Below are 16,434 nucleotides of genomic sequence, written 5' to 3'. Positions count from 1 at the left end.
CGCCCTTACGAATACAACAAAATGTTAATCAGGGATTTTCGGGACCGAAAGGCTTCATGATTAAAATCAGTTTTGGCAGCAATGTCAGCGAACCAACAATTGCCATGAACATTGCAAATGCGGTCAACACACCAAAATAAATCGTTGGAATAAACTGCGACAGTACCAGAATCGAAAAGCCCACAACGATTGTGACCGAGGTGTAATACATCGCGCTGCCAATAGAAACATGGGAGCGATGCATCGCGGCAATATAATTTCTATCTACCGCAAACTCGGCGCGATAGCGATAAATATATTGGATCGACTGGTCCACACCCACACCCACAACAATGGCTGCAATTGTGGTCGTCATCATATCCAGCGGAATACCAACCAGCCCCATTGCACCCAACACAACACCAGCAGCAAGAATGTTTGGCAATATCGCGGTGAATGCAATGCTTAACGAGCGGAACAAAATCAGCATCATCACCATGATCGAAAAGAACACCAGGCCAATGGTGGAAATCTGCGAATCAAACAAGCTTTGCAACATATTGTTGTACAACACCAGCATGCCGGTGAAATGCACTTGCTCCGGTTTTATACCGAGATCTGTTGTCAGGTGCTCGCGAATACGCTCCACCAATTCCGCGCGCTTTAAATCCGGCGTCGTTTCAATCACGCGCAGTGTGATACGGGTTTGTTGCTTCTCATCCGACAAAAAAGGTTTGATCAAAAAGTTACTGATATCGGTTGAAAGCATATTGCGCAATACATTCAATTCGAAATCATTTAGTTTGCCTTTGTTAATGTCATGCGCCAATTGATAGACAGTAGCAAGCGATTGTACTTTTCCTACTTCCGGCAACGACTCCAGATAATTATGAACCTGTTTTACCTGATCAAGGCCTGCAACACTGAACCAATAACTTTGTGGGTTGCTTGCAGTTTTTGTTGATTCATCAAAAGATTCATCATCATATTCTGCAAAGGGATCATCTTCTGCTGCAGTGTCATCACCCGCAGACTCTGTAGCCGCATCAGCAACCGGCGCATCAAATGCATCGTCGGTTAACGCTTCACCATCAATTTCAACCGCGGCATTGTCATCAGCAGAAACAGTCGTTGCTGGAGCATCTTCTTTTTCTGCGTCGAGAATAATATCGAGGGTAACAGTACCGCCCAGCTCGCGGTCAATAACACTCAAGCCTTTATGGATTTCACTGTCGCTTTTGAAATAATCCACGAAGCGGTTTTCCACTTCCAAATGGCGAATACCGTAAACACTCACTGCGATTAATAAAAAAGCGACAACAAGAATTCCGCGCCCGTGATTTTCCGTCAAACGAGAAAAACGCCCGGCAATTGACAAGGAACCATCACTACTAACCTTGGGTTCACCTTTGGGCAATACCATTAACCCGGCGGGAACTACCAGGAAAGTAAGGAAGAATCCCACCACCAAACCAATGGTCATCATCCAGCCAAAATCGATTACCGGACGAATTCCGCTATCGACCAGCGACATAAAGGCAACGATGGCGGTAAGTGCAGAATAGAAACAGGGAACGACCATTGCGCGCACAGCAGCCATCACTAATTCGGATTGTTCAAGCTCGGGTGATTGCGCGTGGATTTCGCGATAGCGCACCACCAGGTAAATCGTGAATGCAAATACCAGGATTAATAATAACGCGACGAAGTTGGAAGAAATTACGGTCATCCGCCAATCAATCCAGCTTAACCAGCCGAGCATATAAATGACTGACATTAAACAAGCGGCGAGCGGTAAAATAACAAAACGCCATTGGCGGAATAAAAACGCGAGCACTGCGATAATAAAAATAATCAGCGCCCCGCCAAAAATCACCAGATCACTTTTGATGTAAGTGATCATGTCAGTGGTGATCATGCTCACACCACCTAAAAAGATCTGCGCTTTATCCTGATATTTGGCAACAATCTCGCGCACAATTTCTACACGCTGCCCGTCCCTTACTGCGGCGGCAGTGCGGTAGGCGAGGAAATCAGCGGACACTTTTTCCAATTCTGCCGCTTCCGCTGGCGTGAGTCCCTCTTGCGAATCGCGCTTCAAACGCAATGCATCGCGATGGCGAGCCATTTCAATATATTGCTCATTTAATTTCAGGTTGAGCAAAATCGCGGAGGTTTTCCCATCGTGGCTCAATAAGGTTTTACGATAGATCGGGCTATTCAGGAATTCCTGTTTGGCTTGTGCACGGTCAACACCAGGAGTCAGCAATGTGCGCGTCGATTCTTTTTGTTCCGCCAGCGAGCGCATCGGGCTGTACAACAGGGGAACATCAATCATGGAAGCTACACTGGCAACCCCATCTACCTTGGCCAACTCATCACTCAGCTGTTTGAGCGTATTGATGGATTCGTCAGAAAACATTTCTGCTTTGGGCGTGTAGGTGAGCACCAGAAAATCGCCACTTTGGTAACGCTTGGAAATTTCACGGAAAAAATCGATGGAAGTATCGTGTTCCAGCGTAAGCGAATCGGCAGAGGCATCCAGTTTCATATTCTGCATGGCGAATCCGGCCAGAACAGTGAGGATACCCAGGAAAATCAACGTGAGGCGGGGGCGATTGATAACAACGGCGAGGAATAGTTTTTCAAGTACAGCGTAAAAATTCGAGAGTAATTGCATGGAAAAATCCGGTTGGTGAATGTTCCCCGGGACCTACCTATGGCCAATTCAGGGACAGATTTGCTCAGAAGTTGCCAGCAAGGCAGGCGCTATTATGCCAGCCACCCCGGATGAATACAGTAAAAATGCCATCGGGGGGCAAAGAATGAAACGATTTGTTACAAAGGTCATGCGCTCTTTTTATGGCCCGCCACCCATGGCGACCACCTTTCGGGCCATCGCTACGCAATGTTAAAAACTCCTCCAGATCATTTTTTATGGCCATCACTATGCCCCAACGGGCGACCAGGACAAAGTAGATCGCGCACCCGTTGTTTAAGTTCCTTGGCTTCAGGGAATCCGCCATCAGCTACCCGATCCCATATGAGCTGGTCATTAAGCCAGACATGGAAAATCCCCCCCGTACCCGGATGCAGGCTGACTTCATCCAACTCTCCATCAAAAGTACTTAGTAACTCCTGTGCCAACCATGCCGAGCGAAGCATCCAGCGACACATATTGCAGTAGTGGATAACCACTTTATTGGCTGCCGGCGGCGGCGCGTGAAAACTAATATCGGTCATAAGATTGCCCTTTGGGGATTGAGTACATAGAATTCGAAATAAGGTTATTCAAACCACAGGATCTGCGCCAAAAGGCGACCAATTCAAGGTAGATAGATACAAAAAGATGAATTAAATGCCAAAATACGGAACCTGCCATGCTTAAACTTCACTTCAAGGACAATCGCCGCCCGCCATTGTGGGTGGTTGAGAAAATGTTCGCGATTGGCAGTGGAGCCGATAACCATTTAATCATTGAAGAGGGTGTGGATACCCACCACGCCAAAATTATCCAGGAAAACAATCGCTACCTACTCAAGGATAACAACAGCAGTTCCGGTTGTTTCATCAACGGCCAACGCATTACCCAGAAAGAAATCCTGCCCGGGGATATTATCAAACTCGGCACCACCGAGATTATCGTGCTTGATCCACGCAGTTTGCCGGACAAAGGGAAAGACACCTATATAGCACCCTGGCGCCTGGTGTCAGATTCCAGTTGGCTGGCTGGCAAGCATTTTATTATCTCCCCCGAACACAGCACAGTCATCGGGCGCGGCAACCAATGCGATATCGTGATCCCCGGCACTCATCTATCGCGTCGCCATGTGGAAATTACCATTGAGGGCAATCATTTACGTATCAAAGACCTGGGCTCCGCGAACGGCACTTACCTGAATGAACTGCGGGTCGATAATGCGACAGCCAATAATGGCGACCGTTTGCGCCTGGATGTCTACAGCTTCCGTGTCGTCGCCCCGGATATTGAGGATAACAAAACCCGTATTCGCAAACCTATTGATGAGCTGGCCAAACCCGTTGAACGCAAGCAAATCAGCAATGAGCCAAAACGCTGGAAAACCCGCCCCACCTCACCCGGCAATCGTATAGAACCCACGTATCATTCCGGCCGTCGCAATGCGTGGCTGGCACTGGCAGCAGCAGCACTGGTAGGCTGCGCGATTCTCGCGTTTGTGTTGTGGTAGAATCCGCCACCTGCTTTCTACACTCTTGTACTCAAACGATTTAACGCTTAATAATTTTTTAGCCAATACGTATTTAGTGACGCACTTTTTTATTAACCTACAAACTTTCAACCAATAAACCTCAGGAATGAACCATGAGTTTTGAACTTGTCCCCGCCGGCAAAAGCCTGCCTGATGATTTTTACGTTGTGATCGAAATCCCGATGAACAGCGGTATCAAGTACGAGATCGACAAAGACAGCAACAGCTTGTTTGTGGATCGCTTGGTTAGCACTGCAATGTATTACCCTTGCAACTACGGCTACATCCCCCAAACCCTGTGCGGCGATGGCGATGCAGCTGACGTACTGGTGGTGTTCCCACAGCCGGTACAAGCAGGTTCAGTAATTCGCTGCCGCCCGCTGGGTGTATTGAAGATGACCGACGAGGCCGGTGAAGATGCGAAAATCGTTGCCGTTCCGCACGATAAACTCACCACCATTTACAGCAAAGTAAAAACCCTGAGCGATTTGCCGGAAGTGACCATCAAACAAATCGAACATTTCTTTGAACACTACAAAGATCTGGAAAAGGGCAAGTGGGTAAAAGTAGCTGGCTGGGGCGACCTGGAAGAAGCACGCGCAGAAATTTTGAAAGCCGCTGAAACTTACAAAGCAGGCAAATAATTAAAAGGGGCTAACCCCTTACAACCGATAAAGCTGTATCAACCGCCTGATCAGGTGAGAGAGATCACAGAGGCCGGCTCCGGCCTCTGTTCCAAGCGGTAAACAATCAAGCAATACCGGTTTCCAATATCAAAAAAATAAGGCATGGAATAAGCCGACCATAATAAAACCAGAGGCAGTGAGTAGCGCCAGCAACCTGACCATACACGAGAGGCAGGGCGTTGCCACACACATAACAGCAAAAAAACCAAGGTATTTAGCATGAATTCTGCCCCTGATATCACTGCTGCTCCACCCAAAGTGAAACATCCCCTGCTCTGGGTGCCCACCGGTTATTTTACGATGGCCCTCACCTACAACATGCTCACTGCTGCAGCGGTGGTGATGTTCAGCAACCTCGGAATGGATAACGGCGAAGCGGCCGCCTATGCCAGCGCACTCGGCCTTGCCTACACCGTGAAGCCCTTTTTTGCCGCCTTCCTGGAAATGTACAAAACCAAAAAGTTTTTTGTACTGCTCAGCCAGGTGTTGTTAGGTATTGGTTTTATCGGCGTATCTTTCGCCATGAATATGCCCAACTACGTAACCATCATGCTCGCGTTTTTCTGGGTGCTGTCATTTATCGGCTCATCTCAGGACATCACCACTGATGGGGTGTATGTCACCGCGCTCGATGCAAAATCCCAGGCACTTTATTGTGGTTGGCAAAGCTTGAGCTGGAACCTCGGTAAACTCGCGATGATGAGTGTGATGGTAGTGCTCAGCGGCGTATTGCATGAACACTATTTCAAACACGATCCACACGTCTCCGGACCGGAATGGATTCAATCCTGGCAATTAGTCTTTGGTTTGCTCGGCATCATTATGTTGTTGATGGCCGTATGGCACTGGCGTGTTATGCCCGACGGTGCACGCGCCGAAAACACCCCAAAAAATCCGGGTGAAGCCATTTCAACCCTGATGGATGCATTCGTTACCTTTTTCCAGAAACAAGGCATCTGGTTAATGATTGGTTTCGCGTTGTTATTCCGCGTCAGCTTTGGTTTTTTAAACGCACCCAGCATGCTGTTTATGAAAGACACGGTTGAAAATGGCGGATTGAATTTAACCAACCAGGAATTTGGTTTGATCTACGGCACATTTGGTTTGGTTGCGCTATTGATCGGTTCCCTGGTCGGCGGTGCTTACGTTGCCAAAAAAGGCTTACAAAAAGCGATTTTCCCGTTGTGTTGTTGCGTCAATATTCCCAATATCACCTTTTTATTATTGGCAATTTACCAGCCGGAGAGCGCAACACTCATTAGCGTCGGCGTAATAATTGAGCAATTCTTTTTCGGTATTGGCTCGGTAGGTTTTATGATTTACCTGATGCAACAATTAGCACCGGGTAAATACGCCACCACACACTACGCCTTCGGCACCGCGTTGATGGGCCTGTGTATGATGTTGACCGGCATGGTGAGCGGACATTTGCAGGAACTCATGGGCTATACCGGATATTTTGTGTTTGTAATGGCTGCAACCATCCCTTCATTTTTAATTTGCTGGTTTGCACCTTTCCCGCATAAGCACGAATAAAACATTTTATCTGCAACAAAAAGAACGGCTTTTGGGTGAAATTCAAAAGCCGTTTTTTCCTACCCACGTAACATCAGCCTTGTGCCTGCTGGTCAAAATCCCCTGAATACCGCTCAATCCATTCCATTGCCGCCTGTTCACTTGTAAGCTGCCGCCCTTTCAACGCCAGGCGCTGGCGATAATCTTCTATCTGGCAAACCTGTTCTACCATCCGCGTACGAAAATATTCATCATCACTGGTAAAGCGCACACCCACTTCAAATTGTTTTTGCGCTTGTTCCCGTCGCCACACAATGACGCCGCGACCATGATAATCCGATTTGATTGCCGGAATTTCAAACTCCACTACAGTACCCACCTTCACCGGCTGATCCGTGACAAAACACAAACCACCTGCACTTAAATTGCGTACACGTACGCGCGATGCATCATCGCCACCGGCGCAGACCTGAATTGGAATAGAAGTCGGGTGACGGATATACGTACGCATAATTTCACTCCCATAAACATCCATGGATATAAAAAGTGTAATCCAGCACAACAAAGGGAACGGAAGCGTTTGTTATGAGCCGATAGACGCGTTAGAACAAATCATCAGGGTTTGATTAACCCTTCCGTCGCCACCGCCAAACAAACCCGGGATAATTATGTGGGCCTCGCACCATCTTTTCCTCAGCGGTAATACGTTCTACTTTTTACACTAGCGCCGCAAAGGTTGTGTTTCGCGATAAGCAAGCCAGCGCCACAAATATTCCATCGGGCCCTGATAAAAATAACGTAACCAACAATGAACCAATGCAATCTGCGCCAGCCAAAAAACTATTGCAAATAACATCAATTGCGAAAGGCTCAAATGCGCATACAACCCAGCACCGTAACCATAGAATACAAACGTACATACCAGGGTTTGCAGAATATATAAACTCATCGCCATTTTGCCAACCGGTGCCATCAAATATCGCAATGACGCCAATGAATTCGAATTAATGTAGCGAATTCCTATTAGCGCATAACCAATTGCCATCAGCATACTACCCAATAAATGCAAGGCACTGCCGGTAAGGAATGTGTAGGGTGCCGGAAAATTTTTTAGCCATCCGAGATAAACACTCATCACAACCAAACCAAAGCCAGGCAACAGTGTTACCAATAGCCACCGATTTATCGAATGGTTAACACCAGATGAAAACCAACCCAGCCGCGCCATTGCCATACCGATAAGCATCAAGCCCAAATTGCACCATCCGCTAATAATCACTGCCGCCTGCAAGCCAATATATTCACTCACGCGCGCAGAAAATTGCGCGCCCCATGGTTGTCGATATTGTTGGATCTCCTCGCTAACCAATTCAGGTGTAGCGTAAACGGCCCACTCCTCGTTAACACTTTCCGGCAGCAAAGCCATCAGCAATAACAAAATACTTTGCACACAAATTAACACCCCCCCCATTATCACCAACTGTCGCAGGGGCAACTCCCGCCATTGCCAGGCAACCCATCCCATCAACGCGTAGGTAAATAAAATATCACCGCTCCATAGCAAATAGCCGTGCAAACAACCAATGACACCAAGCCACCACAACCGACGTTCTTGTAAACCGGCTTGATCATGGCGCCGCGCAAAATATTCCAGGCTTGCACCAAAACACAGGCTAAGTAATCCAATACATTTGCCATCGACAAATATAAAAAGAAAATACCAACAGGTCGTATCAATCAGGGAAGGATCATCCAACTGCAAGGGACTCGCACGCACATCAGTTGGTAACGCGAAAGAATAGAGATTAATTAATAAAATGCCGAGCACGGCCATACCGCGCAATACATCCAGCGATAAATTCCTTTCATGGGATGAAGAAGAAAAAATCACAAACCCCCACCCTCCTAATATTTTTTTTGGCAACGCTCGCAAAAAAAAGTGCGGCGATTGGTTTTCCCCAAATACGCTTTACTATACGGAATATTGCAGCGCGGACAAATGCGCTTATTATGCGCTAACCAATGCTCTCGCAACACATAGGCTTTTTTCCATTCCAAAAATTCAAAACTGTATTCCCGCGCTTGCTCAACCATAGCGCGCAATTTGGGAGCCGGCAAATGTCCCAGCGTCGACAAAGGATGTACACGAATACGAAACAAGACTTCATTTTTTATAATATTACCCACACCGGCAAAAATACCCTGATCCAACAATGCATCACATACCAGCGTATCGGTTTGCTGACGCAATTTCTTCCGCGCAGCAGCCGGATTCCATTGATCGGACATTACATCAACACTCCAATCATAGAACTCGTCCAACTCACCCTCGATAAATTTTACCGAGCAGGCATAAAAATTTAATTCGCGCTTATCAGGAAATTGCAGGCTCAAGCGAGGCGACGCCGATTTTCGCGAATCGATGGTATAACTGCCAAACATCAAAAAGTGAATGCGCAACGCAAAGCCTGACAACTCAATCAAAAAATGCTTGCCCCAGGTACGCAAGGATTTGATTTTTTGACCAACCAGACGTTGTTTATCTATTTTGCTGTTGCCGTCGACGCCCGTGATGGTTTTACCGGAAAAATCCGCCGCCAACTCATTCAAAATAATTAAAGATGGACCTTCAGGCATAACATTCCCCTTTTCATTGGTTGCAAATTGCACCCTTTAAATAGAGACACGCTGTTGAAGGAAAAGTATGCAGCAATAAAAAACCCCGAAGTTCTTGCGAATTTCGGGTCAGAGGCATCTTGGTAAGATTCAGCAAAACCCAATAACAGCAAGGCTTTCGCTGGTTTGATTTTTTGATGTACCCCGAAATGTACCCCAATTAATCGAAACTGCCCCCTAATTTTGATATGCAGGCTACCACCACAACCCCCTATAGGCGATCAGCTTTGACGATTTAGTGCGAGGCAGTGCTCCGTGTGATTTAAATTGCCGGGAAGAACCTAAAGGGTGGGGGTGACTACCTCCCATGGAACTTAACCCCCCCTTATATTTTTATCCAGTATAAAAAAGCGATTGAGGGTGCGGTGTCCAGATGGCGCCCTTTAAAGTTTTAACTACCCCCTCCCTTACAGGTAATTCATGTGGTGAATTTGTATGAATTGGGTGTTTTTCCTTTTAATTCATCATCCGTAAAAATTTCATTGAAGGGGCGGTGTCCGGCCTGCCACCCCCAAGGTTTAAACCTACCCCCTAGCATTGGGGCTTTTTCAATTAATTCGGAATGCTCACGCACCAAGGAAGGAAGCCTATATATCACGGAGCTACACAGAAGATACGGCTCACTTCTCCACAACCAATGAGAGAACAGAAAGAACCTGCTAGCGTCCCACCAGATGCAAAGAAGCTATCCCATATAAACCTGAAAGCAATAATTCGCATGCTAATACCGTGGAACATGGCGCACTATTAGCACCACTTTAGGGGCGAGGGGAATGGCTATATTAGACACATATACCAGCTACCCTCTTTTTTGAGTGGGGAACGCGGGGAAAGTGGGGAACGATTTTTAACTGATTGATTTCATTAATATTAAATTACTAAAAGTTCCCCAAACACCGTGCCCCACTGGTTTACCAAAGTGGGGACTAAAGCCTAATAAAGACCATTGGCGAACTATTATTTAGGGGTATCACCAAACACGCATGCTCACCCCCAACATTACACAACCGTTGGGAAAGCCGTGGAACATAAAGCAAAACACTTTACCCCTGTACGCTCTAGGCGTACACTCTGCCAATGTATACGATTATCGAAACCCCAACCTTCCAGAAGTATGCAGCCGATATTTGGCAAGACGACGAACGGGAAGCCTTCATTGCATGGATAGCGGAAAACCCGCTGGCCGGTGACGTTATTCCAGGTACACACGGATTGCGCAAAATACGCTGGTCACGATCTGGAATGGGTAAGCGCGGAGGAACACGGGTGATTTACTACAACATGCTGGATGACGGACATATCTGATTATTGATCGCATACACCAAAGCCAAGTACGACAACCTGTCGACAGAGTTTTTAAATCAGTTAAGAGAGGCCATTGATCATGGATAAAGAATTAGCCCAGTTTCAGGCTGACTTGCTTCAATCCGTGAAGGAAATGAAAGCAGGCAAAGCAGCACGTGTTACCCAGGTACAAGTACCTACCGCTGTAGAAGCGCGTAACAAAGTAGGGCTTTCCCAGTCGGCATTTGCAGAGCTTTTGGGGGTGAGTAAACGCACCCTGCAAGAGTGGGAACAAGGCCGCAAGCAACCATCAGGCGCAGCGAAAACACTGCTGCAAATAGCCCTGAATCATCCTGAGACATTACGCGAACTGCGCCCGGCTTAATCACTGCCGGGCTTACTCCACCACCACCAAATAAACCCCATCAAGCCCATCAAAGCGAACCTTGCCGGTATCGGTAAACGCCTTGGCTATCGCCTGTAGTGTTCCTACTTGGGCACTGACTGGCACATTATCAACGGCCTCAAGCCTTTTGACTGTGGACAATCCCACGTCCGCACGTTCAGCAAGCTGTTGAACACTCCAACACAACAAACCTCTAGCCATTCGGCATTGAGCACCTGACAACATAACACCCCCAAATGATCTAAAAAAGCTCTCAAAAGAACAAATAATTATTGATTTATTTCTTTAATGATCTATATTAGTTCATGAGAGAGCAATAAAAAAGCCCAAGGGTGCGGCAACACCCTCGGGCTTCATCATTAACCGATTGAATGGGCATCAGCTAATGAGCAACAGCACTTTATCACAAGCCACTTTAACCACGCACCAAGCCGTTTTTACTATCCATACCGATGTTATTACCGACTGGCGCCGGAAGGTGCGGGACGTGCAGTTAATCGCCCGTGAATTCAGCAGCCAGGTAGAAGCACTCGCAACACTTGAGCGCGTGCGTAAAACCAACCCGAAAGCATTTATTAAAACCCGTGTTATTCACTGAATAATCTTTGAGGTAACTGAAATGCAACTTAAAAAATGCAAGACAAAGCAATACGACAATACTCGTCACGCTCTCCAAGCACCGATTTCACAAACAAAACTGAAGGTGATGTGGCTTGTAAATGGAAAAGAAAAACAATCGCCTTGGTTGTACAAAAGAGAACATGCACAAAGACTCCTATCGCTTATACAAACAAAGTACGGAGAAAAAAACGCAATTATTTTTCGAGATTAAATTTTCACCCCACCAAATAGGAAACCATCATGAGCCAATCTACCCAACAAAATGATTACTTGGACACATCAGAAGAGTTCATCACTCTACCCGACACTGAACGATTTCCAATCGATTCAATTAATTGTGCAAAGCTCAGAGCTAGCGCGATCTTAAGTATGCTAATTAATGAGTTCGGCTGTAATGAAGAACAGACATTAGGAACAAAAACGGTGGCTAATGCCCTATGGGCAATAGACGGCTATTTAAATCAAATAGAAATAATGATTAACCACAGCTATAAAACAATGCACCCCTATATTTACCTAAAACAACCAACTAACTAAAAACAAAAAGCCGGTGCAAAAAACACCGGCTTTTTTATCACTCACCCCAACTAAAACCCCGCTGCATCCTGATAGTTATTTTCCGGTTCTTCCTTCTCAGCCATTAATGCAGATAGCGTGATTTTGTAGCACCAAACCCGCTTATTTCCCATTTTGGGCAGCTTCTCTTTTCTGTCCATACGCTCCTTACCATTACCCTCAATTGTTGGCTGTAAGGCTCCCAAGGTGCGTAGTATTTTTGCTATGCGGTTATGGTCATAACCTTTGCAAATATCGCTTTTAAATGCGTCCTTAAACACATAAAAAATCACATCCGATGAATCGCCCTCTAAATAATCCTTGGTGCGTGACTCACGCCTAAAGCCCCAGCATTCAGCTGTAATAGCAACGTGAGAATCGATAACCGCATTTTTACTTTCTTCGGGATCATCCCAGCGTTTAAAGCGTGATTCACCGTATTTGGTAAATTGCTGGCGTATGTGCTCCAACATTTGCCGCTCTTCAAAATTACCATCGCCCCCACGGGCTCGACGCCAGGTACTAAAACAAATGGCCGCCGCACTAATCGCCTGCCCTTGTTGCCAACCGGTAATTTTCCAGTGGGTGGCCAGCTCACCAGCCCACCCCACTAACGCGAACTTAATCGCGGCCCTGTGCACTTGCCCGCTAGCATTATCAGTTAAACGTTCCTTCCCGAATTTTTCTAACCGCGACAACATGGACGCAATAAATTTACCTCGCTTGTCGCCTTCCAGCTCACGCACCAGCGCATTTAAAAACGAGGGAAAGGCTGAGCCGTGGTATTGCCCCATAGCGCCTTTAAGCAGCTCTGTAAGCACAGCCCCACCCATCAACCCATACGCATTGTTAAACACTCCCATGCGCTTAATATCAGCCTCAGAATCGTGCAACGTTGCGCGGATTTCCAAAAAGCGCATTTCCATTCCTGCCGTTTGGGTTTTACCGGCTTCCCCCATGTATTGCTCTAATGTTTTTTCACCATTGGATAAAAACGTAAAACGCCAGCGGTGCGAATCATCACGCGCACCGCCACGATCATTCGCACGGGTTTTACCGCTGCCATTACCCAACATATAAACCGCATCACCCAACTTGCGCGGGTCAAACTGGTTAATCTCATCCAGCGCTAACAACATTTCAGAATGCGAAGCGGCGAGGCTTTCCATTCCGTTATCGGTAGAACGCCACGCTTTTTTGTAATCATCCGGCTTACCAAATACCGAGCACGCAATATTTAACAATGTGGATTTGCCCCAAGAGCTATCACCATAAAAGTGAAAGCCCATTGTTTCTACACCGAGTAAATCTACCAAGGGCGCAGAGAAAGCCGCACTGACAGCAAACAATGCCAGGGGATTATCTACACAATACCGACTTACATTTTCTTGCCATTCCACCAAGGTGCCGCGCTCGGATAATTTGCACAGGGTTGCGCCTTCGCTATAAAACAAAAGCTGTTCATCGGTAGTACCAATAATGCGATCAGGCAACACAAACGCGCTTTTGTGCCAACCGGTTTTGTGCACCAGCCCGATACGTTCTTGGGTTTTATGGCCTTGCAAATACTCCAATACTTTGCGCTTGCTCTCGCGATGTGCGTCGTATTCCAACCCCATGCTTAATAAGCGTTTGGTTACTTCGGTTCCACCATCACTGCCAAATAATTCCAACGGAAAATTAAGCTGTTTTTCTTTGCCATCACGGTTTTTAAACCGAACCAATATCCCCCAGTTATCTCCGGCATCATTCGCATCACGGCAATAGGCCACCACATGCAAGCGCGAACAAATGCGGCGATGCTTTTCCGCTTTAGCGTCATAAGCCCACACGCCGGAATCATCGACTTTAAAGCCGTAGGGGATAGTGCTTGGTTTATCGCTGGTGACAGATTCAGCATTGGGGGTGATGTCAGGTGCTGGCGCTGGTGCATCGCCTTCCATCGGCTGCAAAAGTGCACCTTGTGTTTCCAGTGTGGCGAAGTGCTGCGCATTCCATCCCATTACTACTGCATCAAACGCATCGGCTTTTTCTGGCCATGTTGCGGGCCCATTGATTAATTGCCCGGATTCACCAGGTGATAAGCGAGAGAACACATTCAAATCAACTACGCGAAACGATTTAACACCTATCGCATTCAGCACAGGACGCAGCGCATCGATAGTTTTATCGCCGGCCAAATCATTATCCGGCCACAACCACACATCACGGCCAGCCAAAGGCGAGAAATCAGTTTTGCCAATCGCCTTACTGCCACCACTCCAGGTAGTGCAGGGATATGTATTAAATAATCCACGCGCCGCATCACATGCTTTTTCGCCCTCCACCAATATCACAGGGGCAGATACCGGCGCAGCGGCCAAATAATCCAAACCATAAAGCGGCCGGTTATTCGGTAATTGCCTCCAGTGCCAGCCGGTGCGCTCTTTGCCTTTAGCAGTACCTATGCCGTACACAACCGGACGGTATTCCTTGGCTCGCTCGCCTGCGCTTGTAGTGCGATCAAAACGACAAACACGCATCAGCAAATCACCAGAAGCACTTTTGTAATCCCAATAGTGCGATGCCTTACCGAATTGCGGAAAATTAACAGGGCAGCTTTTAGCGGCTTCTGGTGGGGGTGGAAATATCGCTTTGAAAGCGGGCTCTTTAGGTGACTTTGGTATTGTCGGTACCGCAGTGTTTACTTGTTCAAATTCCTGCAAGGGTTCAGCACTCACCCCCAGGTAATGTGCCAGCGTTTTAAATGCATCTCCCTGGCTTATGCGCAGCACATAGGCCACATAGCTAACCAAATCCCCGCCTTTGTCATCGGTAGCAAAATCGCACCATACGCCGGTATCCACGTTGATAGAAAACGAACCAGCCTTGCTATCGTTTCTGTTGGGATTGCGAGCTACCCACTCACGGCCATTTAATTTTCCATCTGGCGCATAGTGGCTAACGATGGATTCAGCTTGCGCCAAAGCCAGTGAATTTATTTTCTTGAAATCCAGTTTTTTACCCATTCTAAAAAACTCATTAGTTCAAATTTAAAAATTGATCCCCACACCCGATAGGGCAGCATTCAGCTAGCGGACTAAGCCAATACAAGGCGATGTTTGTGGAGGCGATCCAAATCAATTACACAAGGTGACCCAACGCAAACCGTCATATCCTCTTCACAAAGTGCCAATATTTGCATCAGTTCATAATCGCTAAAGTTGCACAGGGAAAATTTGGAATAACTAACCAACAAGACAAAATGGCAATCATCAAAAGCAGCAAAGGCTAAGTGTTTTTCTCTATACCAATTGTCATAAAGTGCTCGCAAAAATTCGCGCTTTATTGATTGAGAAAAGCCAGGTAAATCCATCATGCAGGGCGTCACTTCATGAAAGTAAAATCTGGCGTTTTGTAGTGGTATGCGCTCACCGATAAGTAAAGAATCATCGTTCATAGGCTACCTTTAGCGATGCAAAATCAGATCGCGAGCGGTATCAGTTTCAAGGTGATAAAAGTGCTTTGTTTCATCACGACTGGCGTAGTAGCCATTTTGAAATTGTCCGGGAGCAATTGGTGCTTCGCGATACACATAATCGTGAAAGCAAGCCCAATTACCATCCGGCCATACCGCGAGAATAGCGGTAAATGGCTTGCCTGATTGGAACCATCGATAAGCACAATCACACCCCGCTTTTTGCTGGCGATCCAAAAAAATATTTGATTGGCGTAAGCAATGAACTAATTCACTAACAGTGGCACAGATATACGGCCTACATATTTCCTCATCACTGATAGGGGCGTTGAAAAGCGGCAAGCTATGCGACATGACCAACACCTCCAAGATCACGATAAATCAGCCCGCCGCCACGCACCGCATAGTGATAAGCGGCAGTAATTGTGTCTGGCGATAATTGCGCAAACTCGCGAGCACTGTGACTAATCACCAGCACCAAGGAACCATCCGGCCACTCCAATAAATGCGCGCCACAATCGTAGGCAGTAGCGTTATTAATAAAGCTGGCGAGGCGTTTAAACATGGGGTTGCGTGAGTTGGCACCACGGGACAAAAGATCATCCAGGGTGATGCAGGTGCAGCGCTCAATGATTTGGTTTGGAGTGTATTGGGGGTCAGTGCGGGAGGTCATTTAAGCAGCCTCCGGTGGAGTAGTGGATTCACCCGGAGCAACGCTTTCACAAAATGCATGGATATCTGAACGCTTCCAAACCGTCACATTGCGAGCCAGTTTGTGTCCCTTCGGGGCTTTGCCATTCTGTACCCAAAGCCACCAGGTGCTTTTGGATATGCCAAGAAGCTCAATGATTTGATCAACGCGGTAAAAGCCAACGCTTGCGCTTTCAATGGGGGTGGGATTAGCCATCTAGTCGGACTCCTTTAGTCTTGTTTAGATTGGCTATGTATTTAATAGGCGTTAAATCGATTTAAAAACCTGAAAAAAACGCACAAAAATCTATTTTTTGCGGGTTGTTTTTTTATTAT

At 46.8% G+C, this 16,434-nt stretch carries 19 protein-coding genes; 8 read left to right on the top strand and 11 right to left on the bottom strand.

Going from position 1 to position 16,434, the window contains the following annotated elements:
- Positions 1 to 28: 28 nt before the first annotated feature.
- Both A596_RS02405 and A596_RS02395 read right to left on the bottom strand, forming a co-directional pair.
- Positions 29 to 2,659, bottom strand: coding sequence for an MMPL family transporter (locus tag A596_RS02405; RefSeq protein ID WP_039912418.1), 2,631 nt, complete (start codon positions 2,657 to 2,659; stop codon positions 29 to 31).
- A gap of 248 nt (positions 2,660 to 2,907) precedes the next feature.
- The gene (locus A596_RS02395; RefSeq protein ID WP_052417163.1) at positions 2,908 to 3,222 is read right to left on the bottom strand and encodes an Rdx family protein; all 315 of its coding nucleotides are present in this window, start codon (positions 3,220 to 3,222) and stop codon (positions 2,908 to 2,910) included.
- 137 nt (positions 3,223 to 3,359) lie between these two features.
- On the opposite strand from A596_RS02395, the gene A596_RS02390 reads away from it, so the two are divergent.
- The 3 genes from A596_RS02390 to A596_RS02375 all read left to right on the top strand — a co-directional run bounded on the left by A596_RS02390 (position 3,360) and on the right by A596_RS02375 (position 6,430).
- Positions 3,360 to 4,187 carry an FHA domain-containing protein gene (locus A596_RS02390; RefSeq protein ID WP_052417162.1) on the top strand — a complete coding sequence of 276 codons (828 nt, stop codon included), beginning with the start codon at positions 3,360 to 3,362 and terminating at the stop codon, positions 4,185 to 4,187.
- Between the two features lie 134 nt (positions 4,188 to 4,321).
- Complete coding sequence (ppa, locus tag A596_RS02385) at positions 4,322 to 4,852, top strand: inorganic diphosphatase (RefSeq protein ID WP_039912416.1); 531 nt, start codon at positions 4,322 to 4,324, stop codon at positions 4,850 to 4,852.
- Positions 4,853 to 5,113: 261 nt separating this feature from the next.
- Positions 5,114 to 6,430, top strand: a complete 1,317-nt coding sequence (locus A596_RS02375) for an MFS transporter (RefSeq protein ID WP_052417161.1) — start codon at positions 5,114 to 5,116, stop codon at positions 6,428 to 6,430.
- A gap of 73 nt (positions 6,431 to 6,503) precedes the next feature.
- Here A596_RS02375 and A596_RS02370 read toward each other — a convergent pair whose 3' ends face one another.
- The 3 genes from A596_RS02370 to A596_RS02360 all read right to left on the bottom strand — a co-directional run bounded on the left by A596_RS02370 (position 6,504) and on the right by A596_RS02360 (position 9,046).
- Positions 6,504 to 6,920, bottom strand: a complete 417-nt coding sequence (locus A596_RS02370) for a PilZ domain-containing protein (protein ID WP_039912530.1) — start codon at positions 6,918 to 6,920, stop codon at positions 6,504 to 6,506.
- A gap of 210 nt (positions 6,921 to 7,130) precedes the next feature.
- Complete coding sequence (locus A596_RS02365) at positions 7,131 to 8,300, bottom strand: DUF418 domain-containing protein (protein WP_039912414.1); 1,170 nt, start codon at positions 8,298 to 8,300, stop codon at positions 7,131 to 7,133.
- A gap of 14 nt (positions 8,301 to 8,314) precedes the next feature.
- Positions 8,315 to 9,046, bottom strand: a complete 732-nt coding sequence (locus A596_RS02360) for a DNA-formamidopyrimidine glycosylase family protein (protein ID WP_039912412.1) — start codon at positions 9,044 to 9,046, stop codon at positions 8,315 to 8,317.
- 1,116 nt (positions 9,047 to 10,162) lie between these two features.
- Here A596_RS02360 and A596_RS02355 point away from each other — a divergent pair.
- Both A596_RS02355 and A596_RS02350 read left to right on the top strand, forming a co-directional pair.
- The gene (locus tag A596_RS02355) at positions 10,163 to 10,390 is read left to right on the top strand and encodes a transcriptional regulator (RefSeq protein ID WP_200882845.1); all 228 of its coding nucleotides are present in this window, start codon (positions 10,163 to 10,165) and stop codon (positions 10,388 to 10,390) included.
- Between the two features lie 79 nt (positions 10,391 to 10,469).
- Complete coding sequence (locus tag A596_RS02350) at positions 10,470 to 10,754, top strand: helix-turn-helix domain-containing protein (protein WP_039912411.1); 285 nt, start codon at positions 10,470 to 10,472, stop codon at positions 10,752 to 10,754.
- Positions 10,755 to 10,766: 12 nt separating this feature from the next.
- Here A596_RS02350 and A596_RS02345 read toward each other — a convergent pair whose 3' ends face one another.
- Complete coding sequence (locus tag A596_RS02345; RefSeq protein WP_052417160.1) at positions 10,767 to 10,976, bottom strand: helix-turn-helix domain-containing protein; 210 nt, start codon at positions 10,974 to 10,976, stop codon at positions 10,767 to 10,769.
- 184 nt (positions 10,977 to 11,160) lie between these two features.
- Here A596_RS02345 and A596_RS02340 point away from each other — a divergent pair, with 184 nt between their 5' ends.
- Genes A596_RS02340 through A596_RS02330 form a run of 3 tightly spaced genes read left to right on the top strand, consistent with a single transcriptional unit; the run spans position 11,161 to position 11,933 of the window.
- Positions 11,161 to 11,373 carry a hypothetical protein gene (locus tag A596_RS02340; protein WP_039912409.1) on the top strand — a complete coding sequence of 71 codons (213 nt, stop codon included), beginning with the start codon at positions 11,161 to 11,163 and terminating at the stop codon, positions 11,371 to 11,373.
- Positions 11,374 to 11,394: 21 nt separating this feature from the next.
- Positions 11,395 to 11,607 (top strand): hypothetical protein, encoded by a 213-nt coding sequence (locus tag A596_RS02335; protein ID WP_039912408.1) that lies wholly within the window; start codon positions 11,395 to 11,397, stop codon positions 11,605 to 11,607.
- A 29-nt stretch (positions 11,608 to 11,636) separates the two neighbouring features.
- Positions 11,637 to 11,933, top strand: coding sequence for a hypothetical protein (locus tag A596_RS02330; protein ID WP_039912407.1), 297 nt, complete (start codon positions 11,637 to 11,639; stop codon positions 11,931 to 11,933).
- A gap of 50 nt (positions 11,934 to 11,983) precedes the next feature.
- On the opposite strand, the gene A596_RS02325 is transcribed toward A596_RS02330, so the two are convergent.
- The 5 genes from A596_RS02325 to A596_RS02305 all read right to left on the bottom strand — a co-directional run bounded on the left by A596_RS02325 (position 11,984) and on the right by A596_RS02305 (position 16,315).
- Positions 11,984 to 14,959, bottom strand: a complete 2,976-nt coding sequence (locus tag A596_RS02325; RefSeq protein ID WP_052417159.1) for a DUF927 domain-containing protein — start codon at positions 14,957 to 14,959, stop codon at positions 11,984 to 11,986.
- Positions 14,960 to 15,030: 71 nt separating this feature from the next.
- Positions 15,031 to 15,390 carry a hypothetical protein gene (locus A596_RS02320; protein ID WP_039912406.1) on the bottom strand — a complete coding sequence of 120 codons (360 nt, stop codon included), beginning with the start codon at positions 15,388 to 15,390 and terminating at the stop codon, positions 15,031 to 15,033.
- 9 nt (positions 15,391 to 15,399) lie between these two features.
- The gene (locus tag A596_RS02315) at positions 15,400 to 15,762 is read right to left on the bottom strand and encodes a hypothetical protein (RefSeq protein ID WP_039912405.1); all 363 of its coding nucleotides are present in this window, start codon (positions 15,760 to 15,762) and stop codon (positions 15,400 to 15,402) included.
- Entirely contained in the window at positions 15,752 to 16,081 is a 330-nt protein-coding gene (locus tag A596_RS02310) for a hypothetical protein (RefSeq protein WP_039912404.1), read from the bottom strand. The genes A596_RS02315 and A596_RS02310 overlap by 11 nt, the downstream gene beginning before the upstream one ends.
- Positions 16,082 to 16,315 carry a helix-turn-helix transcriptional regulator gene (locus tag A596_RS02305; RefSeq protein WP_052417158.1) on the bottom strand — a complete coding sequence of 78 codons (234 nt, stop codon included), beginning with the start codon at positions 16,313 to 16,315 and terminating at the stop codon, positions 16,082 to 16,084.
- Positions 16,316 to 16,434: the final 119 nt, after the last annotated feature.

The organism is Cellvibrio mixtus subsp. mixtus J3-8 (assembly GCF_000766945.1).
In the GTDB taxonomy this organism is placed as follows: Bacteria; Pseudomonadota; Gammaproteobacteria; order Pseudomonadales; family Cellvibrionaceae; genus Cellvibrio; species Cellvibrio mixtus_A.
This window is presented reverse-complemented; position numbering and strand designations above follow the sequence as displayed.